Origin of the sequence: Reichenbachiella carrageenanivorans, assembly GCF_025639805.1 — a bacterium.
GTDB lineage: Bacteria > Bacteroidota > Bacteroidia > Cytophagales > Cyclobacteriaceae > Reichenbachiella > Reichenbachiella carrageenanivorans.
The window spans coordinates 3112172-3135532 of the sequence record NZ_CP106735.1; the positions used below are offsets into that span (position 1 = coordinate 3112172).

Here is a 23361-nt window from a genome sequence, read left to right on the forward strand (position 1 = left end):
AATAAAATCTAATATGAATTTGAAGGAATTGAAGAAGTTATTAATAGTAGGATGGTTGGGATTGTTGGCCTTTTCATCACAAGCTTATGTGCTCAAGGATTCTGTTACGGTATTGCAGCCAGAACAAAAGCACTCGATGGAGATTGGACTGACTATGGATATTTTGAGTAGATATCATTATCTCAAAATTGATATGAACGACTCCCTCTCAGCAGTCATATTTGATAATTATCTATCAGCTTTGGATGATAACAAAGCCTATTTTACTAAGTCAGACGTTGATTATTTTTCAAAATATAAATATAGACTTGATGACGATCTCAAAGAAAGAAATGTAGATGTGGCATTTCAGATTTTTAGAATATTTAGAGAAAGAGCTGAAACCAGAATCACCTACATACAAACCTTGATAGACGGAGGGTTTGATTTTTCGAAAGAAGAATCTATAGAGCTATCGAACGATGAGTTGCCATGGGCCATGAGTGAGGCGGAAATCAATGAACGATGGAGGAAAATTATTAAAAGTCAGGCATTGAACCTTAAACTATCTGGCAAAGACGATGATGGCATAAAAGAAACACTGACTAAAAGATATCAACGCTACCAGAAAGGTATTAATCAGTATAACTCGGATGATGTCTTTCAATTTTTTATGAATGCGGTAGCAGAAACGTATGATCCACATACCAACTACTTTTCACCTATTTCTTCTGAGAATTTCAATATCAATATGAACCTTTCCCTAGAGGGAATAGGAGCGAGACTTACACAAAGTATGGATTATACGGTGATCAACGAAGTGATAGCTGGAGGACCTGCATTCAAAAGCAAGCAGTTGCATAAGGATGATAAAATTATCGGAGTCGCCCAAGGTGATGAAGAATATGTGGATGTGATCGGGTGGAGGTTGCAGGATGTAGTGCAGCTCATCCGTGGCCCCAAAGGTAGTGTGGTACGTTTGCAGTATCTAAAAGGCGATGACGAAGCCATCGTGAATGAAGTGAAAATTATTCGTGAAAAAATCAATTTAGAAGATGAATCGGCCAAAGCGGAGATGATTCCAATTTCTAAAGGCAACAAAGTCTATAATCTAGGAGTGATCACTATCCCCAATTTTTACATGAACTTCGAAGATGCTAGAAATGGTGTGCCAGACTATAGAAGTGTATCTAGAGATGTGCAAAAGTTGATAGCAGACCTGCAGACTAAAAATGTAGATGGGATCATGATTGACCTTCGTTATAATGGGGGGGGGGCTTTACCCGAAGCCATCAACCTTACGGGCTTGTTTATAGACAAAGGTCCAGTCGTGCAGGTAAAACATAGTAACGGGGAGATAGATGTACAAAAAAACACTAACGGAGGCGTTTTTTACGATGGCCCATTAGCTGTGCTGGTCAATAGATTTTCAGCATCAGCGTCTGAAATCTTCAGTGCCGCTATCCAAGATTATCATCGAGGAGTGATCATAGGTGAGACTACCTTTGGTAAAGGTACGGTACAGCAGATGGCGGGCTTCAATAGATATTATCCTAATTATCCAGAGAAAATGGGCAATTTGAAATTTACACTTTCTAAATACTATCGAGTATCAGGGAGCAGTACGCAAAATATTGGAGTAACCCCAGATGTGGAGTTTCCTTCTGCTTTCGATGCGTCTGAGTTTGGAGAGAGCTCAAGGCCTAATTCACTCAAGTGGGATCAGATAATTTCGTCTTATTACAAGCCAACTAATAATGTGAATAAAGATATTGTAGGGCATCTGAATACGCTTTTTCAAAATGACCTAAAAACAGATGTGGATTTAAAAAACCTACAAAAAGATATTGCCAAAATGAAGGCCAATCAGGATCGTAAAGAGCTATCGCTAAACCTCGAAGAGCGCAAACAGGAACAAGATAAAGACACAGAAGAGAGTGACAAACAAAAGAAATTGTCCGAATCTGCTGGTCGTATCTATCAGGAGTACACCACGACAGAAGAAGATCAAGAAAAACTGCGTGAAGATCCTTATTTAAAAGAAGGCTTGAGGTTGCTCGCCGAATTAGTTAAGTAATCTATTTGATTGCCATGAACGGGTCATTGGTTTGGATAGGAGTAGGAGTAGCATTAAGTCTACTGCTCCTATTCAACCTTTGCTTTACGTTTTTATATGAGCGTCTGTTGTTTCAAGGTGATTCGCTGCCAGATGATTATTCCTTTAATTTTGATTTTGAATACCAGGAAATTAGGCTCCAGCCAGCACCTAACGTGCAACTTCATGGGCTTTTGCTCCAAGCCAAACAGGCAAAAGGGGTTATTCTATATTTTCATGGCAATCGAGGCAACCTGACGCGGTGGGGGCAGATAGCAGACGAAATCAGAAAAACATATACATATGATGTGTTGGTGATGGACTATCGAGGGTATGGCAAGAGCATAGGAACCCGTAGTGAGGCTATGCTATATCAAGATGTACTTACCACCTATGACTATGCACATGACGAGTTGGGTTATGACCAAGTCGTGATTCATGGCCGATCGATTGGTACGACTATGGCTACTTACCTAGCGGCGCATAGGCCAGCTAAGCAACTGATTTTAGAGACACCTATGACACGTCTTCGAGCGGTGATACCACTGCTCAATAGTTTGTTGATTTATAAACCATCGCTGAAGTATGAGCTAGACTCCAAAGCCAGGATCAATCAAATTAAATGTCCGATTTTGATCTTTCATGGTACTAAAGATAGGGTTGTTTCTTACGAATTAGGACTTGAGTTGTATAATGAAATCAATAGTGAGAGTAAAAAAATTATAACAATTAGTGGCGGTAAGCATAATAATTTGGATAGTTTTGAGATTTATCAGCTAGCTATGAGACGAATTTTGAATTAACGCCAAGGTGTTTCTTGGTTATATAGCTGAATGAAGAAGAAAATATTACCTCTCCTAATATCCCTTTGTTTAGGGTTTGTACTACATGCTCAGGATGTCACTGTTTACAACAGCCCACACAACCTAGACAATACCATTTCCAAGCTTTATTTTAGTATCGATAAGAATGGGTTTTCTTATGTGAATACGCAGGAGTATAAGGTCAATCAAAAAAATGGAGGAGGGGCAGGATTCAAAGGACGAATTCAAGTCATTAGTTTTGAGACCTCTTATATAGAACAATTAGCAGCATGTGAACCCACAGCTATGCTAGACATGCCTTTTAAAATTCTCGTATGGCAAGACGGAGATGATACTTTTTTGGCATACACCAATGCGTCACATTTGAATGGTAGATATATGATTCGCGGTTGTAATGATGTGATTAATGGAATCAATAAGTCGCTCATTAGAGTGGTCAATGACGCTATCAGAACTCACTGATGATTTTAGCAAACTGTCTGTAGAATTGCTGCGCTTTGTCTGATTAATTTCATTTATTTGCTTGTCAGAAATTAATCCCTTTAACCGTGGCCGTTACCTATCAGGACATCCTCAGTAATCTTAAGAATAATCAATACGCACCTGTTTATTTTTTGCAGGGCGAAGAGTCTTATTTTATCGATGAGGTGATCAAGTATGTAGAACAGCATGCCATGGATGAAGGCATGCGTAGCTTCAATCAAGTGGTAATCTATGGCAAGGATGCCAATATACCAGATATTATCAATCACGCCAAGGGGTTTCCTATGATGTCCGAGCGCAAGGTAGTGATCGTGAAGGAAGCGCAAGAAATCGCCGGGTTTGCAAAAGAAGAAAATGAGAAGATACTGATTAGCTATCTCGAAAACCCCCAGCCCTCCACAGTTTTAGTCTTTGGCTATAAATATAAAACCCTCGACAAACGTAAAAAGGTAGGGAAAACCATCGATCAAAAAGCAGTGATGATGACTGCTACCAAGTTTTACGACAACCAGATACCTGCTTGGGTAGAGTCATTTGTGAAGTCGAGAAAGAGAACCATCGATCAAAAAGCCCTACAGTTGATTGTAGAGAATATTGGCAACAACCTGACTCGTATAGCCAATGAAATAGATAAAATGCTGATCAATATTGGGGATGAACCCAAGATTACGGCAGAGCATGTCTATAAGAATATTGGGATTAGTAAAGAGTACAATGTATTCGAATTACAGAAGGCGCTCACGTTTAAGAATGTGATGAAAGCCAATGAGATTATTACTTACTTCAAATCTGACCCTAAATCGAACCCACTTATCCCGATCATTGCCAATTTGTTTTCTTTTTATAATAAGATTTTGTTACTGCATCATTCTAAAGACAAATCGGACAAGCATTTGGCATCTTTGTTGGGAGTGCATCCGTTTTTTGTGAAAGAGTATAATATGGCAGCAAGAAACTACCCGCTTGGAAAAGTGGTAGCCAATATACGTTACCTGAAGATTGCTGATATGAAGTCTAAAGGAATAGATTACCCAAGTCAGCCAGAAGGAGAAATCCTGAAAGAATTGATTTTTAATCTAATCCATTAATTTCGTTGTATTAAATTTAATACTTTCCATTAGCACGACGTTATACCATTATCTAATCTGATTATTAGCATTAAAATTAACATTTTGAATTCAGCAACACCTCTTCGAATCCCTCTCTTTATTCTGTTAATCATGCTGACCTTTAGCCTTAGTACAGTGGCTCAGCCCATCATAGATTTGCAGATGAGGTTCAATCACTCCAAGGATCTCTATCAAAGAGGAGCTTATAAAGCAGCTAGAGCTGAATTTACTCATTTGCTGAAGGAGCCTTATCTCGCGGAGGCGAGCTATTTTTTAGCTTCTAGTGCTATTAGAGCAGAGCAGTCGGATGGGGAACAGTTGATGACTGCTTTTGTGAAAAACTACCCTTTTCATAACTATGCGCAAAATGCCTATCTAGACATTGCAGATTTTTACTTTGGAAAAGGCGAATATGAAAAAGCACTAACTAGCTATAACAAATCAGACGGTTATCTGTCTAATGAGATGATATTCAAAAAGGGCTATTGCGAATTTAACCTTGAGAAGAACGAACAAGCCTTGAAAACCTTCAAAAAACTAGACGGAACATTTTCTACCTATCAAAATGATGCGGCTTATTTTAGGGGGTATATCTATCATAGCCGTGGGGATTTCAAAACCTCTTATGTATTTCTGAAAGAAGCATTTGAGTCTGAGAAATATCGTAAACCAGCGATGGAACTGTATGCCAGTACGCTTTATCAAAATGGAGAATACAAAGAGCTGATACAGTTGGTAGATGCCGAACTGACACCAGTAGACAACGGCGTGGTGCTCAATTTCCTGGCCGATTCACAATATGCATTGGAGAAGTATCGGTCGGCAGCAGCCAACTATAAGGATCTTTTTAAATCTTATGGTAAGCACAGAAACGAAAGGAACTATTTTAGAGCAGGCTACAGTAGTTTCAAAATTGAAAACAAGGACGATGCCATTGAATACTTGAAAAGATCTGCAGTAGCCGACGATAGTGTGGGCGCATATGCATCCTACTATTTAGGTGTGATCTATACCCAAAACAACAACCTGCCATTCGCCATTACCTCATTTCAAAATACTGCCAAATATCCTACAGTTATCAAGGAAGATGCCTTGTATCATCAAGCCAAATGCTTGATGGAGTTGCCAAATTTTCAAGGTGCTATAGAAGTGCTCAATACTTACCGTGAGGCCTACAACCCAGGAAGATTTTCGGTAGAAGTAAAGGAAATGTTAGGTACGGCTTATGCTCAAACCAATGATTACGACTTAGCGATTCAGCATATCGAAGGGCTAGAAAGACTCACACCACAGCTGAAGCATACTTACCAAAGGGTGTCTTTTCTCAAAGGAGTGGCTTTGTTCAATGACAAAAAATTTAGTCTGGCTGCTGAGATATTTCAGAAGTCGCTCATACATGACGAAGAACCAAATATTACGCAGCAAACATACTACTGGATGGGAGAGGCACAGTCGTTGCTGGATCAGCAGGAGGAAGCGTTGTTCTATTACAAAAGTGTGAGTAGAGGCCCTAGTCATGAAGTGTATATGAAGGCTTTGTATGGACAGGCATATGCTAGCTACAACTTGAAAGATTATACCAATGCCGCTCGTGCTTTTAAACAATTCGAAACGGCCTATACGAGCGATATCAATGAGAAATACATGGCTGATGTCTTATTGAGAATGGGAGATTGTCAGTTTGCACTGAAAGAATATCAGCGAGGTATCGATTACTATCTGAAAGCAGAAAAAGCAGGTAACAAGAATAAAGACCACCTTTATTTTCAAATAGGGTTGCTCAATAGATACCTAGACAATGATCTCAAGGCTAAGCAGTATTTTACCAAGTTAGTAAAAGAATTACCAGAGTCTTCTAAGGCGGATGACGCCTATTTTCAAATGGCACAGATAGACTTTGAAGAAGGCAACAACAAAAAAGCCATGGAAGCTTTTCGTTTGTTTATGGTCAAATACCCAAATAGCAATTTCATACCGTTTGCGTTGCTTAGTCAAGCAGTGGCCTTCGACAACGAAGGGCAATCACAGTCTAGTGTGTCCAACTACAAAGAGATCCTAGATCGATTTCCTAGACACCAGACAGCCAATAGTGCATTGCTTGGTTTGCAAGACAAAAACACACAAGGCAAATTTGATGATTTCGATGAATACTTGAGGAAATATAAACAAGCAAACCCGAATAGCGAAGCCTTAGAAAATATTGAATTTGAGACAGCTAGAGCTAATTATTATAGCCAGAAGTATGAGCTGGCCATTAGGGGATTCGAGGATTTTATCAAAGCATATCCTAAGAGTTCGTTGATTCCTGAGTCGCAATATTTGATTGGAGATGCGTATTACAGAAGAGAGCAGTTCGACAAGTCTTTGGTGTTTTTTAAAAAATTAGAAGATCAAAAGGACTTCTCTAAACATGCCAAGGTGTTGTATCGTTTGGCTTCTATAGAAAGCCTCATGGGGAATTTGGATAAAAGTAATGCTTACTATTATCAGTTGGGAGCGGTATCTACCTCTTCTAGAAATATCATCAATGTACACAGTGGATTGATGGAAAATCATTTTGAGGCCAGCGAATACGACTCTGCTATTTATTACGGTGATGCGCTCTTGAATAACCCGCGAGTGGGGGTGCTAGTGAGTGCACAGGCCAATTTGATTATTGGAAAATCTCAATATGAAAATGATAATTTAGATAAAGCACTGGAAAACCTTTTGCCGTTGGTGAATAATTCGCCAGACGAAAGAGGAGCCGAGGCTTACTATTATATCAGTAAAATTTATTACGATCAAGCCAAGTATGATCGGGCATTGGAAAGTCTTTTCATCTTGACCAATAATTTTCAAAACTATGAAATATGGCGAAGCAAAGCCTACCTCCTTATGGCCGATATATACATCGAAACCAACGAATTGTTTCAAGCCAAGGCTACACTTAATTCACTCATAGCGAATGCTACTTTAGAAGAAATAATAGCTGTAGCGAAGGTGAAACTCCAGCAGATTGAAAATACGATTGACTCAAACGAATAAGAAAAAGATAATGAAGATTAATATCAAACATATTTTTATTGCTTGTCTCATGGGGGTGTCGAGTCAGTCTGTCCTGGCCCAAACGGAGTTTAACATAGATGGGGAAGTGCAGGACGCAGAGGTTGTGATCGAAAAGGAGCGAAAGATCGAACTTAATAAAGAATATAAGTTATATGAATTCATCAAGTGGAAACCAGCTACGGCTACGCCAGTAGCCAAGCCGAGTGAGTTTAAATGGTACATCTACGACGTAGCCAATGAACCCATGCAGTTTGCGCCAGCCAAAGCAAAAGTGCAACAAAAGGAGAAAAGCTACCAGCATTATGGCAAAGCAGGTTTTGGCAATTATACCTCTCCGTTGCTCGATGTAAGCATGACCACAGCTGGTGATGCCAACCAAATGGTGGGGCTCAATATCAAGCATGAATCCTTCGGGACAGGAGAAGTAGACGGCAAGAATAGTGGGACGGCAGCATCAGAGATCAACCTTTATGGAGCAATGATTCGCGAGCAGATCAAATTGGAGTCTTCGCTCAATTATAGATTGGAGAAAAATTATTACTATGGATACCCTGAGGGTACTGTGGTGAATAATAGCGACATCAAGCACAATGCAAACTTTATCAACCTAGGTCTGTCAGCCACAGATAATCAACTGGAGGATGCTTGGTCGTACAGTGCAGGGGCCAATTTTAAACATTACTCAGACAATTTTGACGTAAGTGAAAACACCTTTTTGACTAGTATAGGTGTGGGCTATGGCGAACAGTTTTTTCTAGATACAGACCTCGCACTTTCTAAATATACAGATACAGGCATAGACGAGTCGCGCTCTTACGTGCGATTGAATCCTTATTACCGATTGACTATTCAAAGGCTTCAACTCGACGTTGGTCTTTCTGCGAGCTTTCAAAATGACGACATACCAGATTTGAGCAGTAGTAGGTTTTTTCCTTATGCCAAAGCAAGCTATTCGCTCACCGAAGATTACACCGTTTTTGCTAAGCTAGACGGGGGGTATACGTTCAACTCTCTCTATGATTTTGCACAAGAAGTCGGTTATTTAAATCAGGCTGTAGGTATAGTCAATTCACAACGTTCGTTTGACCTCACTGGGGGGATTACAGGCAATCTGATGGAACAGCTGAGCGTAACGGCTATGGTGGGTTATCAGTCGATAAAATACTTGCCTATTCTGCTCAATAATGCGGCAGATCAGTCTCGATTGGATTTGATCTACGATCCTGAGCATTCAAATGTTTTTACTTTTAAAGGCAGTGCTCAATACGAAGTTAATGATGCCCATCAGGTATCACTTGGCGTGAATGTTTATGGCTACTCTTCGAGCAGCTATGATCAGATCTACCATAGACCTACTTCGGAGATTCTAGTATCTGGTGATCATCAGATCATACCAAAGCTCAATGCCAAATGGAATTTTACTTTTACGGGTGGTTTGGTTGGTAGAGACCAAGCGACAGATACGGATATTATCCTAGATGCGATTCCTCAATTAGACCTAGGACTACATTATCAGCTCAAAGAACAGTGGGGAATTTTCTTGTCAGGAGAAAACTTGATCAATAAAAAGTATCAGCGTTATTTGTATTATACTCAGCGTGGTATTCAAATCAAAGGTGGTGTGACTTTTAGACTTTAGTCACCGCTCATCTTACCTGCAGTTTCGCTTGACTTTTTCTGCTTTTTTGCCTTAATTGTTAATTCAGCATTAAGGGAAAGTTATGAAAAGAAGTCTATTCATTACCATGAATTGTCTCGTCGGTTTTGCACTTTTTGCCCAAGACATCTCGGACAATGGTAAAAACCTTCACGATATTTGTCCAGCAGAGACCTGCACCTACATTACCTTCACTTCCACCATCTATTTCCCCTTCGAAGAAGACAAGCAATGGGAGATTCGGAATATGGAAATAGCCACTAAAAAGAGCGGCCATTTTATGGCTACAGGAGATTTGTATGTACATGGTTTAGACACAGGAGCGGCACTTTCGCTAGAGTTGGTTTTTATTTCAGAAGATGACAAAGAGCTGTACCGGCAAATCATTCCTGAGTTTGAGTTTTATAACGAGCCTACAGGAGCAGAACCTTTTTTTATGATAGGGCAGATGGACGAAGAATTGGCTAGCGTTGTCAGCTATGTAGATGTAGACATCAATGGCAGCCGACGCATGCCGTATTATGAGATTGCATCAGACTGCTATCATGCCTGCAAAGAACACCAGCTCAATGAAGCATTGAAAACCTTTCGTAAAGCCAAATAGGCTTAAATTCTAGCTTGATAAGTGTAAAGGTCGTAGTATCGACCTTCTTTGGCAATCAGTTCTTCATGCGTGCCTGATTCTGCTATCTTTCCTTGTTCGATCACCAGGATTTGGTCGGCCTGTTTGATGGTGCTCAGGCGATGAGCAATCACAAAAGTGGTTCGCCCCTGCATCAATGTTTTCAAACTTTCTTGTATAAATGATTCACTTTCCGTGTCGAGATTAGAAGTGGCCTCGTCCAGGATCAGAATTCTAGGATCGGCCAGTATAGCTCTTGCAATAGCGATACGTTGTCTTTGACCTCCAGATAGTTTTACACCTCTTTCGCCAATGACGGTGTCTAGGCCGTCTTCGAACCGATCAGTAAACTCCTGTACATGAGCTGCATTTACAGCTTGTAGTAGTTGTGTTTCGCTAGCCTCGGGTCTGGGGAAGAGTATATTTTCTTTAATAGTTCCTTCAAACAAAAAATCATCTTGCAAGACTACTCCCAGTTGTTTTCTAAAGCTTTCTAGTGTAATAGTAGACAAGTCTGTGCCATCCAATAGAATTTGGCCTGACTGTGGGCTGATAAAGGAGGCTACCAAACCTGCAATGGTGGATTTTCCTGAGCCAGATGTGCCAACTAGTGCGGTGACGGAACCAGAATTGGCCTCGAATGAAATGTCTTTGATTACATTTTTTTCTTCTTCATAGGCAAAGCTTACATTCTCAAATTTCACCTCTCCTTGGATGCGAGACATGTGGTGTGTGCGAGAGGGGTTTTCGGCTTCAGTAGTCATAGACATGATCTCTTCTGTGCGATCCAGCCCAGCAAAAGCTTCGGTGATTTGGCTGCCAATGTTGCTCATCTGAACGATGGGTGCGATCATAAAACCCAAATAGAGAGTGAAAGATAAAAACTCACCAAAAGTAAGTTCATCGTTGATGATCATATAGCCACCTATGCCCATGATGCCTGCAGTAGCCAGTCCAAGTAAGAAAGTAGCTGAGCTGGTAACCAATGCAGTTGAGGTTAAGCTTTTCTTCACGTTTTCATATAAACGTAAAGCGCCAGTCTCAAAAGTTTTAATTTCTTGTTCTTCAGCATTGAATCCTTTGATGACTCGGATACCGTTGAGTGTTTCTGTAAGTCGGCCTGTTACTTCAGCATTGATCTTGCCACGAGCACGAAAGATCGGTCGTATGTAGCTGAATGCCTTTAAAGAGATGACACCAAAAATGATCACTGGTACTAGTACATATACCGTCATCATGGGGCTGATACTAATCAATAGGCAAAGAGAAATAATGGCGGCCAATGATCCGCCAAAAAGCTGTACCAAACCAGTGCCGACGAGATTTCGTACGCCTTCTACATCACTCATGATACGAGAGACTAAGGCGCCACTTTTATTATTGTCGAAAAAGTTAATGGGTAGTTGGATGATTTGTTTTTGCACTTTTACGCGAAGTTGGGCGATGAGGTGTTGGGCTTCTACACTGAGCAATCGGGTGAGGGCAAAGCTCGTGGTGGCTTGTACTATTATCGAACTAACTACTACGATAAGTAGGGTCTTGAGTAGTTCAAAGTCTTTGTTGGTGATCACATCATCGATCAGGTACTTACTGGCACCTGGGAGAACCAGTCCTGACAGACGACTAATGATGATTAATACAAGTCCTATAAGGAGAAGGTTTTTTCTAGGAAGGACAATGGTCTTGAAAACGTGACGTAATGAAGCTTTTTGCTCACTCATAAGATAGGATGTAAAAAAAAATATTCTAATCTATTACGGCGTTTTTGCCAAATAGATTAGAATATCTGTGTAAGTCTTTTAAAAAGATTAATTCATAAAAATGAACCCGATGAATAATCCAACAGATTGTACATCTACATCTAGTTTAGAAGTTTTGAAAATGTGGTCGTATCGAGCACCTATATTGATGCCGCCACCAGCTACTCCGATGGGAATAAAGGCACCAATCTCTGGAGCAATTGAGAAGTGTGTGCTGGTTTCGCTCACATCGTAGATGCCAAAAGCTATTCTTTGATTCACGAAAGTAACCCCTGCGTTGGTGCCAATATATGGTCGGACGCCATAGTCTTCTCCAAGATAGAAATGAATATTAGCCATCAGCGGGTAGGTGTTGAGGTATCGATATTGTTTGCCTGTAAGATCAAAGATACCGTCTTCAGTTTCTATTCTTTGTGTGCCGTCTTGGGTGTCGTAGTAGACTTGCCATCCTCCTTCGCCCCCTACAGATAGGTAGTCGTAGATAAAGGCTCTACCGCCAATTCTTAATCCTCGGTAACTTTCATCTTCGATGAAATCTTGCAGGTCTCCAACAGGAAGCCCTACATTCCAATCGATGTGAAATACGGACATTTGTGCAGCAGCATTGAAATGAGTCAAGCCTGCTACTAGTGCTATAATGATATATTTTTTCATGGTCTTGATGCTTTATTTAGATAGGTAGTCAGCAGATTGCTCGAAAGCTTGGTCGACGTAGTTGTTGAGTAGAGAATGTTGTAGATTAGAGCGTAGGAGGCCGTCTATTGCTCCATTCCATAGTACATTTTGAGTGTCTTCTGTGCTAATAGAGGAATCTATCATGTGCATAAGGATGCTGCCAGATGAATAAGATACGACATAAGTAGGGGGGTAATATGGGCCATAGCCCCAGCCTCCATACCAGCCACCTCCCCAGCCCCAGCCCCAGCAGCCGTAGTAGCATCCTCCTCCACCTACTACGTAGTTGTCGGTGAAGATGATCTCAGGTATGATGATGAGGTCGGGTACGTTTTTGTCGCTTGGGTTTTCCAAGAGCGTGTAACCCAGATTTTTCATGTTTTTTTCTATTTGAGCTACCAAAGTGGTGTTGTAGTCGCCATCGTAGATGTCATTTTTATCGTCCCATACAACTTCTGTTACAGCAAAAGTAGTTTTGCTAGTAATGTCTGCCGAATTGGGTTTGAAAGTAACAATAGTGTCGAGGTCAGCAGTAGCTATATAGTCCTCTTGTGGATAGCAGTTGCTGAGGATCAGCATACATCCAAGAATGACAAAGTGATTGTAAAGCTTCATTTTAATAAAATTTGGTTTAGAAACGTTCAACAAAGTTAATCAACGATTGATCTATTCTAGAATAGAAGTTTGATTATTCCTCAATGACAACGGCCATCCATTTCAGGTCAGGACTTACCGCTAGTCTAGTCGCATCTGTGAGGTTGAAAGAGCCCATGTTGGCTATGAGTTGCCAGCTTTGGTCTGTTGCAGGGTTGAATTTGTAAATTTTCTTTTGGTCGCTGAGAAATGCTGTGCCATTCGCAGCCCACACCATATCTTCGGCTCCTTTGATGCACTCGGTGATGTAGGTGACTTTATCTGTATCTGGGTCGTAGCTATTGAGGTACCAGATATCGTCTGATTCTTTGTGTATGAAGCTAATTAGTTTCTCATCAGGAATCTTACTCAGTGATCTACCAGGGTTCATCATGATGATTTTGAATTGTGCATTTTTGGTGTTCCATTCTTGTAGCGATGGAGGGGAACCTACCACATAAGAGAAGACGGTCTTTTTGTCAAACCAGCAGTAGTAGCCTATTTTTTGCTCAGAAGGGATGATTTTGGGTTCGCCTCCTTTTAATGGATACATGGCTAGTACTTGGCTACCATCTTTGGCTAAGATAATGGCTGAGATGTGTTTTCCCCCTGGTGTGGGTTTGGGTGAGTATTCGCTGCTGGCCGTGTTGGTTAGTCGTACTTTTTCTTTGGTGGTTAGGTTTAGTTTTACTATGTCAGTCTGATTGTCGAAGGTGGCCGCATAGACTATTTCTTCATTGTTTAAAAAAGAAGGTTGATTGTCGTAGCCGGGGTTCTTACTGAGGTTAATGGGGTTGGCGAGTTTGTATGTGCCATTTTCTTGTTTTAGTTCAAACAAGAAGACTTCTGTAGAAGTCTGAGCCACTCCTAGAGTCTGTTTGGTCAAAAGTACTGCGGCGATGAGTACGGTGGATACAATGCTACGCATAGATTAAAAGTACAAATATTATTTCTTTTTCGACTGCTATTTTGATTTAACTGCGATGATAGCACCTCCAAGTACGGCTAACGCGCTAATTAAACCGGGCAATGAAAGTGTGTCTGGTGCAATCCAAGTGACTTCTAAATAGGCCAAAATAGTCATTGCAAAAATAGTAATGAGTGGATTTAATGTAATAATGATCCCTACTTTGTTTGCATCGGCATATTTGAAAGCCTCTCCCAAAAAGCTATACGCCACTAGCGTATTCAACCCTAAAAACAACATAAGTAGCCACATCCCTATATCCATTTGTAAAATACTTTGATAATCTACGAATGGGGCTAATGCAAATGTGGAAAAAACAAAGAGTACTAAATTAATCGCGCGTACAGGGTACTTGCTTACGAGTACTTTCTGACTGACAGCATATACTACCCAGCAGATGGCTGCTAGAAATACGATAAGGGAGCCTTTGTTGTACAAAGCTTTGCCTTGGTCTAGGGTATTGCCATGCTGATAGTGATAGAAAAAATAAAAACCACAAGCGGCGGTGGCTATGCCTGCTAGTTGACGCTTGGATACTTTTTCTTTAAATATGAAGATGCCTATGATTCCTACGATGAGAGGAGCCGACTGTATGATAATTTGGGCATTGTTAGGGCCTGTAAGGTGGATGCCTGTGATGTAACCCACGTAGTTGAGACAAAGTCCCAAGGCAGCTACTAGCGAGAGCCATGGAAAGGGCTTCATCGCTTGCCATTCGTCTGGTTTTTTGATTTTGACAAATGCAAAAAGGAAGACTCCAGCGGTCATAAATCTAAACCAAGAAACGGTGATTGGGTTGATCTCTGTTACAGCTACTTTGAGGGCGATCGCCAAAAAACCCCATAGTAAGGCAGTGAAGCAGGCGAACATAATTCCCTTTTTTTGATTTTTAGGTGTGTTTGTCATGGCAAATGTGTGGCGAAGATACGATGATTTATCGCTCTAGATTTGGTGCGGGCGTTAAGTATTTTTCAGATGCTCAACAAAGTATTTAAGCGCTACAAGCTCATCTCGAAGTAGGCCACATGGGTTTGGTAATAAAAAGCTTCAGAGAGGTATGAAAAACCAATTTTGGTAAGTACCTGCTGAGAGGCCTTATTGTCTAGGTCTGTGACGGCCACCAGTTTGTCGATAGCCAAATGAGCCTTGGCGTAGTCTACAATGCCTTTAGCCACTTCAGTGGCCAGTCCTTTTCCCCAGTAGGGTTTGTCTAGCCGGTAGCCCAGTTCTATATGGTCTGTGTTGTCCAGTTTTTTCAACCCACCCCAACCAATAAAAGAATTGTCGGATTTAAGATAGGCTGGCATCAGCCCAAAGCCGTTTTTATGGTATTCGGCCAGTCGAGTTTGTAGCCAGTGTTCGGATTCAGGTTTGGTTCTTGTTTTTCCACCTGTTATGTATTTTAAGATTTCAGGGTCAGAATCCAGGTGGCGGACTTGCGCCAGTGTAATCGTATCAGGCGAGTGCAGATTAGTTCTTTCGGTCGTGATTATCGGTGTGGAGTCCATGTGTTAATGCTGTATCTTAGCAAGTAAAACAAAATATTAAAGAGAATGAAGAACGGGATTATTTTTTCAATGTTACTCTGTCTCATTTTGGCTTGCGCTAAAAAAGAGGGTTCGAAAATATTGTCGCCTCAGCAATTCAAAAATCAAATTGTTAACGAAACAGAAACTTATCAAATACTGGACCTACGCACTGACGAAGAAGTGGCGCAAGGAATGGTGCCTACGGCCGAACAATTAGATTATTTAGAAGAAAAGTTTGATGCTAAGTTGAAGAAGTTAGACAAAAACAAAACCTATTATATCTATTGTAGATCGGGCAATAGAAGTGGAAAGGCCATGGCGCTTATGACCGAATTGGGGTTTGAGAAAGTATATGACATGCAGGGTGGTATGCAGGCTTGGGAATCGGCTGGGATGGAAATCGAAATGCCTAAATAGGCTTATTCGTATAGTAGATATTTTTTTCTCTTTTCCTTGAATAGATCTAGATCTGATTGCCAAGTGGCCCGAATGGCATCTTCTGTCCAGCCATCTTCGATTTGTTTGCGCAATTTTTTAGTTCCCGATAGGTTGGTGAAGAAGGCATTGAAGTACTTGCTTTTGTCTGGCATCTGCTCATAGCATTTGATAAGATATGATAGGTCTATTTGATTAGGGACAATCACTTGTCGCAAATCATACCCGTAGCATACTTTGTTTTCAAATTTCGGATATTTAGAGGCGGCAGGAATACTGATAGGTGTAAAAGTAAATGAACCAAAACTGGATTCAGGATAGCCTACTGTTTGAAATGGAAAAGAGGTGCCGCGACCTACGCTTATACTTGTGCCTTCAAACAAACACAGCGAAGGGTATAGTGCTATAGCCTGCTTATTGGGCAGGTTGGGAGAGGGGATGATGGGCAAGTCGTATGGCGTGTCATGTGTCCAATTCTGAACAGGGATTATCGTAAGCATTAGACTGTCTGCTCCTTTGAGCCAGCCTTCTCCGAGGATCATCAAAGCCAGTTCACCTGTAGTCATACCATACACGATAGGGATTGGGTGCATGCCAACGAAAGAGGCGTAGGCTTCTTCTAGTACTGGGCCGTCTATGTAGTGAGCATTTGGGTTGGGGCGATCTAGTATTATCAACTGTATGTCGTTTTCGGCGCAAGCTTCCATCATGTAGTGCATAGAACTGATGTAGGTGTAGAATCTGGCGCCTACGTCTTGTATGTCGTAGATCACCACATCTATGTTGTCGAGCTGCCCGTCTTTGGGTTTTGTGTTTTTTCCATAAAGGGAAATGATAGGCAGACCAGTAGTTTCATCGTAGCCATCTAGTACTTTTTCTCCATTGGATTGGTCTCCTCGGAAGCCATGTTCTGGAGCAAATATGGTGGTGACCTGTACGCCATTAGCGAGGAGCGTGTCTAGCAAATGTGTTTCGCCGATTTTAGATGTGTTGTTGACCAGTAGTGCAACTGTTTTACCTTCTAACTCAGGCAAGTATAGGTTTGTTTGCTCGGCGCCAGTCTGAATGGAAAGAGGCTGGAGCGGCTGGGCTTGGCAGCTCCAAGATAGCACACATGCTATAGTGAATGCGAGGTGGTTAAAGTATTTGACTATCATCAATAATTTTGACCCGATTTAATTATTTTACATCCTTTTTCGGAGTACTCAACGAATGTAATTGTAAAATTTGAATTTTCCCTATTTCATATCCAAACGTATCACTTCTGAGGCCAATTCGTCCTTTTCCTCGACTATTTCTAAGTTGGCCATCATTAGTATCAGTGCAGGGCTAGCCGCTATGATTTTGGCTTTTTTTATACTCGGAGGTTTTCAGCATACGATCAAAGAAAAAATTTACAATTTCAAAGGGCATCTAGAGATCACCAAATACAACATGGGCAATGCACTCGATGAAAAGTCGATTAGTTTTGATTCTGATTTTTATCAACAAAAGGCTCAATTCGAATTTGTCGATCATGTACAGGCTTTTGCTTTCAAACCTGGTTTGATCAAGACGGAAGAAGAGGTGGAAGGTGTAGGTTTTAAAGGTGTAGATAGTCAGTTTGATACGGTGAGATTTGGAGAGAATATGCGCCAAGGTCGTTTTATTCACCACCCCAAAGAAGGTTACTCCAATGAAGTGATTCTCAGTCAGCACATCAGCAATAAACTCCGATTGTCGATTGGGGATGAGTTTATGATCCATTTCGTGCAAAATCCACCAAGGTTTCGGAAATTGAAACTGGTGGGCATATACGAGACAGGGCTTGAAGAATTTGATAAAAGTGTGATGATAGGAGACCTCAGCATGATCCAACGTCTTAATGGCTGGAATGAGGATCAGGTTGGTGGTTTTGAGGTTTTTGTGAAGGATATTGGGCAAATTGATGAGGCAGAGGACATACTCTTCAATGCCATAGATGCAGACCTATACGTGGACAAGGTGAGCGATAAGTACAGTCAGATTTTTGATTGGCTGGGTTTGCTCAATCAGAACGTGACCGTGTTTTTGGGCTTGATACTCATCGTGGCATGTTTTAACATGATCTCTATATTGCTAATCCTAATTTTGGAACGGACTTATATGATAGGGGTATTGCAGGCATTGGGGGCGAGCAAGAGACAGATCAAACGAATATTTCTTTTTAAGGGCATTTTACTCGTAACCAAAGGACTGATCTATGGAAATGTGATCGCATTATTGATTGCATTGCTACAGGATCAATTTCATCTGGTGCCACTTGATGCGGCCAACTATTACATGTATTATGTACCGATCTCTTGGGATTACGAATCGTTGATCGGACTTAATGTGTTGACTTTTTTGGTAGTGACATTGGCATTGGGCATACCTATGACTGTGGTGTCTAGGATCAAGCCGATAACGGCCATTCGCTTCAATTGATTCATTAGTATATCCTTTCTTTGTGCGAGAACCTACGATGGAGTGGCAGACTTACAGCCTCTAGCTAAGCGCAAAAAAAACAGGTAAGCATAAAGAGCAGAAGCACTATTTCTGAGAGACTTTATTGATGAAGAACAACTATAGTGGTGATCTGTAATTTCTTTTAAAAATCAAGCTATCTATTTCTTACTTCCAATTAATCCTTTCAATTTTGGCGAATGGATTATCAGAAAATACTCGATGAAATTGCTATAGAAATAGCTGCCCTGCCCAATGACGGTGAAGTAGCTAATTATATACCTGAATTGGCGAAAGCTAACCCAGACAAATTCGGTATGCATCTCACTACGGTACGCAATGAGCACTTTGCTGTAGGCGATGCTGAAGACAAGTTTTCTATTCAGAGTATATCCAAAGTTTTTAGTTTGGCGATGGCCTTTTCTTTGATGGGAGAGAAGCTTTGGAAGCGAGTAGGAGTAGAGCCTTCTGGAAATCCCTTTAATTCGATCGTGCAGTTAGAGTACGAAAATGGAATACCTAGAAACCCATTTGTAAATGCTGGTGCACTTGTAGTGGTAGATGTGTTGCTATCCGAACTCCAAAATCCCGAAGAGGACTTGTTTGCCTTTGTTCGATCACTGACAGGCTCGACTGACATTACCTACAATGCAAAAGTGGCGCAGTCAGAAAAAGAGACTGGGTACCTCAATTCTGCTTTTGTCAATATGATGAAGGCCAAAGGTAATATCGTCAACGATACAGAAGAGATTTTAGACTTTTACTACAAACAGTGTTCTATCGAAATGAATTGTAGAGAACTGGCTTCAGCTTTCTTGCACTTTGGAGAAAATGGCTTGGCCTATAGTCACGCTGGGTTTAGCCTAACGAAAAGTCAGGTGAAACGCCTCAATGCACTGATGCTATCCTGTGGGTTTTATGATGAATCGGGTCAGTTTGCCTTCAAAGTAGGGTTGGCTGGCAAGAGTGGTGTAGGAGGAGGAATTGCGGCAGTGTTTCCAGAGGAGTTTGCTGTAGCAGTATGGAGTCCTAAGCTCAATAAAAAAGGGAATTCGGTAAGAGCTTTTAATAGCCTTGAATTATTGACAACCAAAACTGAATCGTCAATATTCTGACTATTTTCTCTAGCTAATAAAAAGACCTTGCGATCTCAATGTCTTTTGATCAAACGAGTATCAAATATAAAGCTACAGGTATAGCTTTCATTACTATGGTAAGTACGATGATCGGCTTTCTAACTACTTTCATGATCGTTTTAATTTAAGTATCTCTTACAAATATGTAGGATTGATTACATAATAGTAATTCGTACATTTTCCTAAATTTTCTTATAGGTAATTCTCTTAAATTGGATTATGCGTATATGATATGGTATTAATAGTGATTAATGCATCACTTATCTAAGGTGATGATTTGATAGTAGATGAAGTTTTATGGTACAATTTGGTGGGATTAATTGTACTATATTGATTTTTAAAACATGACCAATAGGTGATTGTACTATATGATTGTGATATTGTGTAATGTTAGAAGAGTCGGTCGCCAGATATTTAATTGGCAGAATGGTAGCAACATTAGTCCTGACATTTAAATTATTTTATCGCTAGTTTCTTTGTTATGTTTTTAGGAATGGCGTCTTTGTGGAGAGTGATACTTATTGTTTTCAAGCGCATGTATGATTCACTCATGTTGATGTACCCGTCGTTGGATATGTAGTTTGAATTGTTGCCCCAGCTGTTTTTTACCTTGTAGTAGGTGTTGCCTTTCTGATCTTTGAGCATGCCTGTGATGTGCATCAGGTGATCGTCTGTGGTGGTGTAGTTTTCGAATTCATCTTGTCGGTACTGCTGAGTCACGTCTAGCTCTGGATAGATTGCGTCTAATGCAACTTGGTTGTTTCTTTGGTCTGCTGGAATTACAGCAAGACCATGTTTGGCAGAAAAGGTCGGCTCACTCACGTCACAATCAAGCTCTACCGAATAGCCATTGGCTAAAGAGTGCTTGAGGGTTTGAATCAGCTCATCTAAAGGCAAGTTGTAAAAGCTGCCGTTGCTAAAATTGTCGGGGATATTAAGAATGAAACTGGAATAAAACGGCTCATGAGTAAATGAGGTGAGCGATACGTAATCATCAGGATTGATGCTTGTCATCTTTGAAAATGACTGAGGGGTATACGTTTTTCCTTCAAAGGTGAAAGTCTCTGGAGTCGCACCGATATATATGTCGAGCACGGCATTTATGGTGGCCCTCCATTTTTTACTTAGTTTTTTGTTAGGGTTTTCTACGTAAGTGGTCAGCATGGACTCGAGTATGGCTACCATTTCTTTATGGTTATGATAGCTGCTGCCAGCGTCTAAGCCATTGTAGGCGTCTTGTGGCACGAGTCCATTGGCTTTGATGGAATTGAGTACATCATGTGCCAGACCTCCTTCGCTAAAGTTGGCTTTACCTTGTCGCATGATGTAGTTTTCAGCCTTGTCCATGTAGGTTTGACGAACGGTATACATCTCTGACAAGTCAATGGTTTTGCCTGTTTTTCGGATGATTTCAGATTCTATAAAAGAAGATGCAGAAAAGCTCCAGCAAGTACCCGTTTGACCTTGACTGATGATGGGAGTAGACGCTAGGTCAACCGTTGTGGAAAATTCGTAGGTATCTTGAGCATGTATGCTCAAAGACAATGCTAAAGCTGCAAGAGTGAATAGATGTCGCATGATTTTATTTACCATTATTTGAATTCCGAAGATATGAAATCTTCAAAATTTTAAGTTTATCAGACAGTAGAGTTTGATGAACGGTAGGGCTTTATCCCAGTTTTATCAAGTACTCATCAATGAATTCTTGCTTTCTTTTGAGTCGATACTGCATGACCCAGCGAGGGTGGGGTACAGGTACGATTTTTTTGAAAAATCCATGTTTATCGTTGAGTTGTTTGAGGAATTTTAGGTTTTGCCCTTGTCCGATACTGTAGGCTACTGATGTATCTATAGAGAATTGGAGTTGCTTTTTTATCCAGCTGACCATGTCTGTTTCAAAAATAGATTCCCAATCAGGTAGGTCATAATAGTTGAGGTTTTTCCCGTCTCGTACATAACCTAGTGGAGACATTCCAGAAATATAAAATTGGCTATAGAAAGCTTGTACCCCACCGAAGGCAGCTATTATTTCATAGATAAACTTAGCGCTTAGCTCTTCCCTCTTTTGAAAGGGATTGGAGATGCCACAAACTTCTTCTAAGCGTATAGGGTCTGTAAAAGGCACACCAGTAACTCCACCACCAAAACGGCCAGGATTGATCCCGAAAAGCATTCTTCGGGTTTGGTAATCCGCATAGTATTTTTGGTAAAATTGAACGGTGCTTTCCCAGCCTTCAACTGTTTGGTAGGGGTTGAGCGTTACCACTTCTTTAGGAAGCAGAGCAGGAGGAGAGAGGGATTGGTAAAAATCAAGAATCTGATCAGACACTAACATAGTTATTACATTTAGTACTCAGTTCAGATTCTTGAGGTATTTAGTTTCTACGGTTCAATTCATCTCGCAGTTGGGCGGCCTTTTCATAATCCTCTTCAGCAAGTGCCTGATCGAGCATTCGATTCAATTCTTCTACAGAGTGCTTTTTGATGCCTTTGCCTTTGGCTTCCTCTTTAGGTTCGCTATCGGCAGAGGACATGGTGTCTAGTTCTTCTTCAAATTCATCGGTGACTACGATACCAGCTTCTTCCATCACTGCGGCATTGGTGTATATATCTGCGTCGAACCTAATACCAATGGCTATCGCATCCGATGGTCTAGCGTCTATATTCACTTTTTTGCCATGGCTATCGATACAGACGATCTTAGCAAAGAACACACCTTCTTTTAGATCAGAAATGATGATTTCTTTGACGTCGATCTCGAAATTGCCAGCAAATGACTTGAATAAATCATGAGTCATGGGCCTGTTGGGCGTGATCTTTTCAATTTCAATGGCAATGGCTTGTGCTTCAAACATGCCAATGATAATGGGTAGTCGTCGACCACCTTCCGATTCGCCTAACACCAGTGCAAATGAGCCTGATTGTGCATGGCTGGAGGATAATCCTATAATGTCCAGTTTTATTTTCTCCAACTGTCTAATTAATTGTTTAATGCCTTGATGGCTTCTGTTAATTTAGGTACCACCTCAAATGCATCGCCCACGATACCGTAGTCGGCTGCTTTGAAAAATGGTGCTTCAGGGTCTTTGTTGATTACTACAATGTACTTCGAAGAGTTGACACCAGCCAAATGCTGGATCGCTCCTGAAATACCTACAGCTATGTATAGGGAAGGCGCTACTTTGATGCCCGTCTGTCCTACGTGCTCATGGTGTGGCCTCCAGTCCATATCTGATACTGGTTTGCTACATCCAGTAGCTGCGCCGAGTGTCTTGGCTAGGTCTTCGATCATGCCCCAGTTTTCAGGGCCTTTGAGTCCTCTACCACCTGATACCACAAGATCAGCTTCAGGTAATAATATTTCTCCTGTTGCTTTTTCTTGTGAGGTTACTTTTACTTTGAAATCTGCATCTTCTGCATTCACAGCGAAGGCTTCTACAGCTGCGTCTGCACCGTCTTCTTTGATGATGGCCGCATTCTTTTTGATGCCTATTATTCTTTTGCCTTCGGTCAAATCTACATTGGCGAAAGCCTTGCCTGTATAGATACTACGCTTCACGGTGAAGCCGTTTGACGTGTCTGGCAGTTCGGTTACATTGGAAGCCAATGAAGCACCAATTTTGATTGCTAATCTTGCGGATACAGGATCGCCTAGTGACGATTTAGCTAGTACTATGGTTTCTGCACCAGTAGTATCTACGGCTGCTGCTAATGCCGAAGCATAGGCTTGGATATTTCCTTGTTTGTATTTTTCGTCGGCTACATGTAGTACTTTGTTTGCACCTGCTTTTCCTGCGGCTGCTAGTGCCTCTTGGCTCGCTTCGCCAAAGGCAATGGCTGTGACCTCACCACCTATGCCTGCGGCATAGCTTACCGCTTCCAACGACGATTTTTTGATCTCGCCTTCTGATATTTCTATGAATACTAATATGGACATGTCTATGAT

The 23361-nt window shown here is 41.0% G+C and carries 21 protein-coding genes; 10 read left to right on the forward strand and 11 right to left on the reverse strand.

All coding sequences use genetic code 11. The features are described from left to right. The first annotated feature begins 13 nt into the window (after window positions 1-13). From N7E81_RS12425 to N7E81_RS12455, 7 genes are all read left to right on the forward strand, one after another. On the forward strand, window positions 14-2056 hold the full coding sequence (locus N7E81_RS12425; protein ID WP_263049911.1) for a carboxy terminal-processing peptidase: 2043 nt from the start codon (window positions 14-16) through the stop codon (window positions 2054-2056). A gap of 14 nt (window positions 2057-2070) precedes the next feature. Next, window positions 2071-2877, forward strand: a complete 807-nt coding sequence (locus tag N7E81_RS12430) for an alpha/beta hydrolase (protein WP_263049912.1) — start codon at window positions 2071-2073, stop codon at window positions 2875-2877. A gap of 30 nt (window positions 2878-2907) precedes the next feature. Then, a complete protein-coding gene (locus tag N7E81_RS12435) occupies window positions 2908-3360 on the forward strand; it encodes a DUF302 domain-containing protein (RefSeq protein WP_263049913.1) in 453 nt (150 codons plus the stop codon). Window positions 3361-3446: 86 nt separating this feature from the next. Further along, window positions 3447-4469 (forward strand): DNA polymerase III subunit delta, encoded by a 1023-nt coding sequence (holA, locus tag N7E81_RS12440; RefSeq protein ID WP_263049914.1) that lies wholly within the window; start codon window positions 3447-3449, stop codon window positions 4467-4469. Between the two features lie 132 nt (window positions 4470-4601). Next, on the forward strand, window positions 4602-7517 hold the full coding sequence (locus tag N7E81_RS12445; RefSeq protein WP_263049915.1) for a tetratricopeptide repeat protein: 2916 nt from the start codon (window positions 4602-4604) through the stop codon (window positions 7515-7517). 10 nt (window positions 7518-7527) lie between these two features. After that, the gene (locus tag N7E81_RS12450; RefSeq protein WP_263049916.1) at window positions 7528-9177 is read left to right on the forward strand and encodes a TonB-dependent receptor; all 1650 of its coding nucleotides are present in this window, start codon (window positions 7528-7530) and stop codon (window positions 9175-9177) included. Between the two features lie 82 nt (window positions 9178-9259). Continuing rightward, window positions 9260-9799 (forward strand): hypothetical protein, encoded by a 540-nt coding sequence (locus N7E81_RS12455; protein WP_263049917.1) that lies wholly within the window; start codon window positions 9260-9262, stop codon window positions 9797-9799. 2 nt (window positions 9800-9801) lie between these two features. Here the strand turns inward: N7E81_RS12455 and N7E81_RS12460 are convergent, their stop codons facing one another. From N7E81_RS12460 to N7E81_RS12485, 6 genes are all read right to left on the reverse strand, one after another. Beyond that, window positions 9802-11538: an ABC transporter ATP-binding protein gene (locus tag N7E81_RS12460; protein ID WP_263049918.1), complete on the reverse strand. Its 1737-nt coding sequence runs from the start codon at window positions 11536-11538 to the stop codon at window positions 9802-9804. An 87-nt stretch (window positions 11539-11625) separates the two neighbouring features. Further along, window positions 11626-12231: a hypothetical protein gene (locus N7E81_RS12465; protein ID WP_263049919.1), complete on the reverse strand. Its 606-nt coding sequence runs from the start codon at window positions 12229-12231 to the stop codon at window positions 11626-11628. Between the two features lie 12 nt (window positions 12232-12243). Further along, on the reverse strand, window positions 12244-12867 hold the full coding sequence (locus N7E81_RS12470) for a DUF4136 domain-containing protein (RefSeq protein WP_263049920.1): 624 nt from the start codon (window positions 12865-12867) through the stop codon (window positions 12244-12246). 73 nt (window positions 12868-12940) lie between these two features. Then, window positions 12941-13813 (reverse strand): TolB family protein, encoded by an 873-nt coding sequence (locus N7E81_RS12475; RefSeq protein ID WP_263049921.1) that lies wholly within the window; start codon window positions 13811-13813, stop codon window positions 12941-12943. Between the two features lie 36 nt (window positions 13814-13849). Further along, window positions 13850-14722, reverse strand: a complete 873-nt coding sequence (locus N7E81_RS12480) for a DMT family transporter (RefSeq protein ID WP_263049922.1) — start codon at window positions 14720-14722, stop codon at window positions 13850-13852. A 128-nt stretch (window positions 14723-14850) separates the two neighbouring features. Beyond that, window positions 14851-15360, reverse strand: coding sequence for a GNAT family N-acetyltransferase (locus tag N7E81_RS12485; protein WP_263049923.1), 510 nt, complete (start codon window positions 15358-15360; stop codon window positions 14851-14853). 45 nt (window positions 15361-15405) lie between these two features. Between N7E81_RS12485 and N7E81_RS12490 the strand changes: the two genes are divergently transcribed. Beyond that, a complete protein-coding gene (locus tag N7E81_RS12490; RefSeq protein WP_263049924.1) occupies window positions 15406-15798 on the forward strand; it encodes a rhodanese-like domain-containing protein in 393 nt (130 codons plus the stop codon). A gap of 2 nt (window positions 15799-15800) precedes the next feature. Here N7E81_RS12490 and N7E81_RS12495 read toward each other — a convergent pair whose 3' ends face one another. Further along, complete coding sequence (locus N7E81_RS12495) at window positions 15801-16973, reverse strand: exo-beta-N-acetylmuramidase NamZ family protein (protein ID WP_263049925.1); 1173 nt, start codon at window positions 16971-16973, stop codon at window positions 15801-15803. Window positions 16974-17043: 70 nt separating this feature from the next. Here N7E81_RS12495 and N7E81_RS12500 point away from each other — a divergent pair, with 70 nt between their 5' ends. Together N7E81_RS12500 and N7E81_RS12505 are read left to right on the forward strand one after the other, a co-directional pair. Further along, complete coding sequence (locus N7E81_RS12500; RefSeq protein ID WP_263049926.1) at window positions 17044-18261, forward strand: ABC transporter permease; 1218 nt, start codon at window positions 17044-17046, stop codon at window positions 18259-18261. A 218-nt stretch (window positions 18262-18479) separates the two neighbouring features. Further along, window positions 18480-19394 (forward strand): glutaminase, encoded by a 915-nt coding sequence (locus N7E81_RS12505; RefSeq protein ID WP_263049927.1) that lies wholly within the window; start codon window positions 18480-18482, stop codon window positions 19392-19394. 477 nt (window positions 19395-19871) lie between these two features. Here N7E81_RS12505 and N7E81_RS12510 read toward each other — a convergent pair whose 3' ends face one another. The 4 genes from N7E81_RS12510 to N7E81_RS12525 form a co-directional block, all read right to left on the reverse strand. Next, complete coding sequence (locus N7E81_RS12510) at window positions 19872-20993, reverse strand: C1 family peptidase (RefSeq protein ID WP_263049928.1); 1122 nt, start codon at window positions 20991-20993, stop codon at window positions 19872-19874. A 91-nt stretch (window positions 20994-21084) separates the two neighbouring features. Next, window positions 21085-21750, reverse strand: a complete 666-nt coding sequence (locus N7E81_RS12515; protein ID WP_263049929.1) for a uracil-DNA glycosylase family protein — start codon at window positions 21748-21750, stop codon at window positions 21085-21087. A gap of 40 nt (window positions 21751-21790) precedes the next feature. Next, the gene (locus tag N7E81_RS12520) at window positions 21791-22387 is read right to left on the reverse strand and encodes a bifunctional nuclease family protein (RefSeq protein WP_263049930.1); all 597 of its coding nucleotides are present in this window, start codon (window positions 22385-22387) and stop codon (window positions 21791-21793) included. Between the two features lie 8 nt (window positions 22388-22395). Next, window positions 22396-23352 carry an electron transfer flavoprotein subunit alpha/FixB family protein gene (locus tag N7E81_RS12525; protein ID WP_263049931.1) on the reverse strand — a complete coding sequence of 319 codons (957 nt, stop codon included), beginning with the start codon at window positions 23350-23352 and terminating at the stop codon, window positions 22396-22398. Window positions 23353-23361: the final 9 nt, after the last annotated feature.

What these genes read in the sequence shown, in the direction of transcription:
- N7E81_RS12445 (WP_263049915.1), top strand. Translation starts at nt 4,602, where the DNA reads ATGCTGACCTTTAGCCTTAGTACAGTGGCTCAGCCCATCATAGATTTG.
- N7E81_RS12490 (WP_263049924.1), top strand. Translation starts at nt 15,406, where the DNA reads ATGAAGAACGGGATTATTTTTTCAATGTTACTCTGTCTCATTTTGGCT.
- N7E81_RS12475 (WP_263049921.1), bottom strand. Translation starts at nt 13,813, where the DNA reads ATGCGTAGCATTGTATCCACCGTACTCATCGCCGCAGTACTTTTGACC.
- N7E81_RS12460 (WP_263049918.1), bottom strand. Translation starts at nt 11,538, where the DNA reads ATGAGTGAGCAAAAAGCTTCATTACGTCACGTTTTCAAGACCATTGTC.
- N7E81_RS12455 (WP_263049917.1), top strand. Translation starts at nt 9,260, where the DNA reads ATGAAAAGAAGTCTATTCATTACCATGAATTGTCTCGTCGGTTTTGCA.
- N7E81_RS12465 (WP_263049919.1), bottom strand. Translation starts at nt 12,231, where the DNA reads ATGAAAAAATATATCATTATAGCACTAGTAGCAGGCTTGACTCATTTC.
- N7E81_RS12510 (WP_263049928.1), bottom strand. Translation starts at nt 20,993, where the DNA reads ATGCGACATCTATTCACTCTTGCAGCTTTAGCATTGTCTTTGAGCATA.
- N7E81_RS12485 (WP_263049923.1), bottom strand. Translation starts at nt 15,360, where the DNA reads ATGGACTCCACACCGATAATCACGACCGAAAGAACTAATCTGCACTCG.
- N7E81_RS12450 (WP_263049916.1), top strand. Translation starts at nt 7,528, where the DNA reads ATGAAGATTAATATCAAACATATTTTTATTGCTTGTCTCATGGGGGTG.
- N7E81_RS12525 (WP_263049931.1), bottom strand. Translation starts at nt 23,352, where the DNA reads ATGTCCATATTAGTATTCATAGAAATATCAGAAGGCGAGATCAAAAAA.
- N7E81_RS12470 (WP_263049920.1), bottom strand. Translation starts at nt 12,867, where the DNA reads ATGAAGCTTTACAATCACTTTGTCATTCTTGGATGTATGCTGATCCTC.
- N7E81_RS12435 (WP_263049913.1), top strand. Translation starts at nt 2,908, where the DNA reads ATGAAGAAGAAAATATTACCTCTCCTAATATCCCTTTGTTTAGGGTTT.
- N7E81_RS12515 (WP_263049929.1), bottom strand. Translation starts at nt 21,750, where the DNA reads ATGTTAGTGTCTGATCAGATTCTTGATTTTTACCAATCCCTCTCTCCT.
- N7E81_RS12505 (WP_263049927.1), top strand. Translation starts at nt 18,480, where the DNA reads ATGGATTATCAGAAAATACTCGATGAAATTGCTATAGAAATAGCTGCC.
- N7E81_RS12425 (WP_263049911.1), top strand. Translation starts at nt 14, where the DNA reads ATGAATTTGAAGGAATTGAAGAAGTTATTAATAGTAGGATGGTTGGGA.
- N7E81_RS12430 (WP_263049912.1), top strand. Translation starts at nt 2,071, where the DNA reads ATGAACGGGTCATTGGTTTGGATAGGAGTAGGAGTAGCATTAAGTCTA.
- N7E81_RS12495 (WP_263049925.1), bottom strand. Translation starts at nt 16,973, where the DNA reads ATGATAGTCAAATACTTTAACCACCTCGCATTCACTATAGCATGTGTG.
- N7E81_RS12480 (WP_263049922.1), bottom strand. Translation starts at nt 14,722, where the DNA reads ATGTTCGCCTGCTTCACTGCCTTACTATGGGGTTTTTTGGCGATCGCC.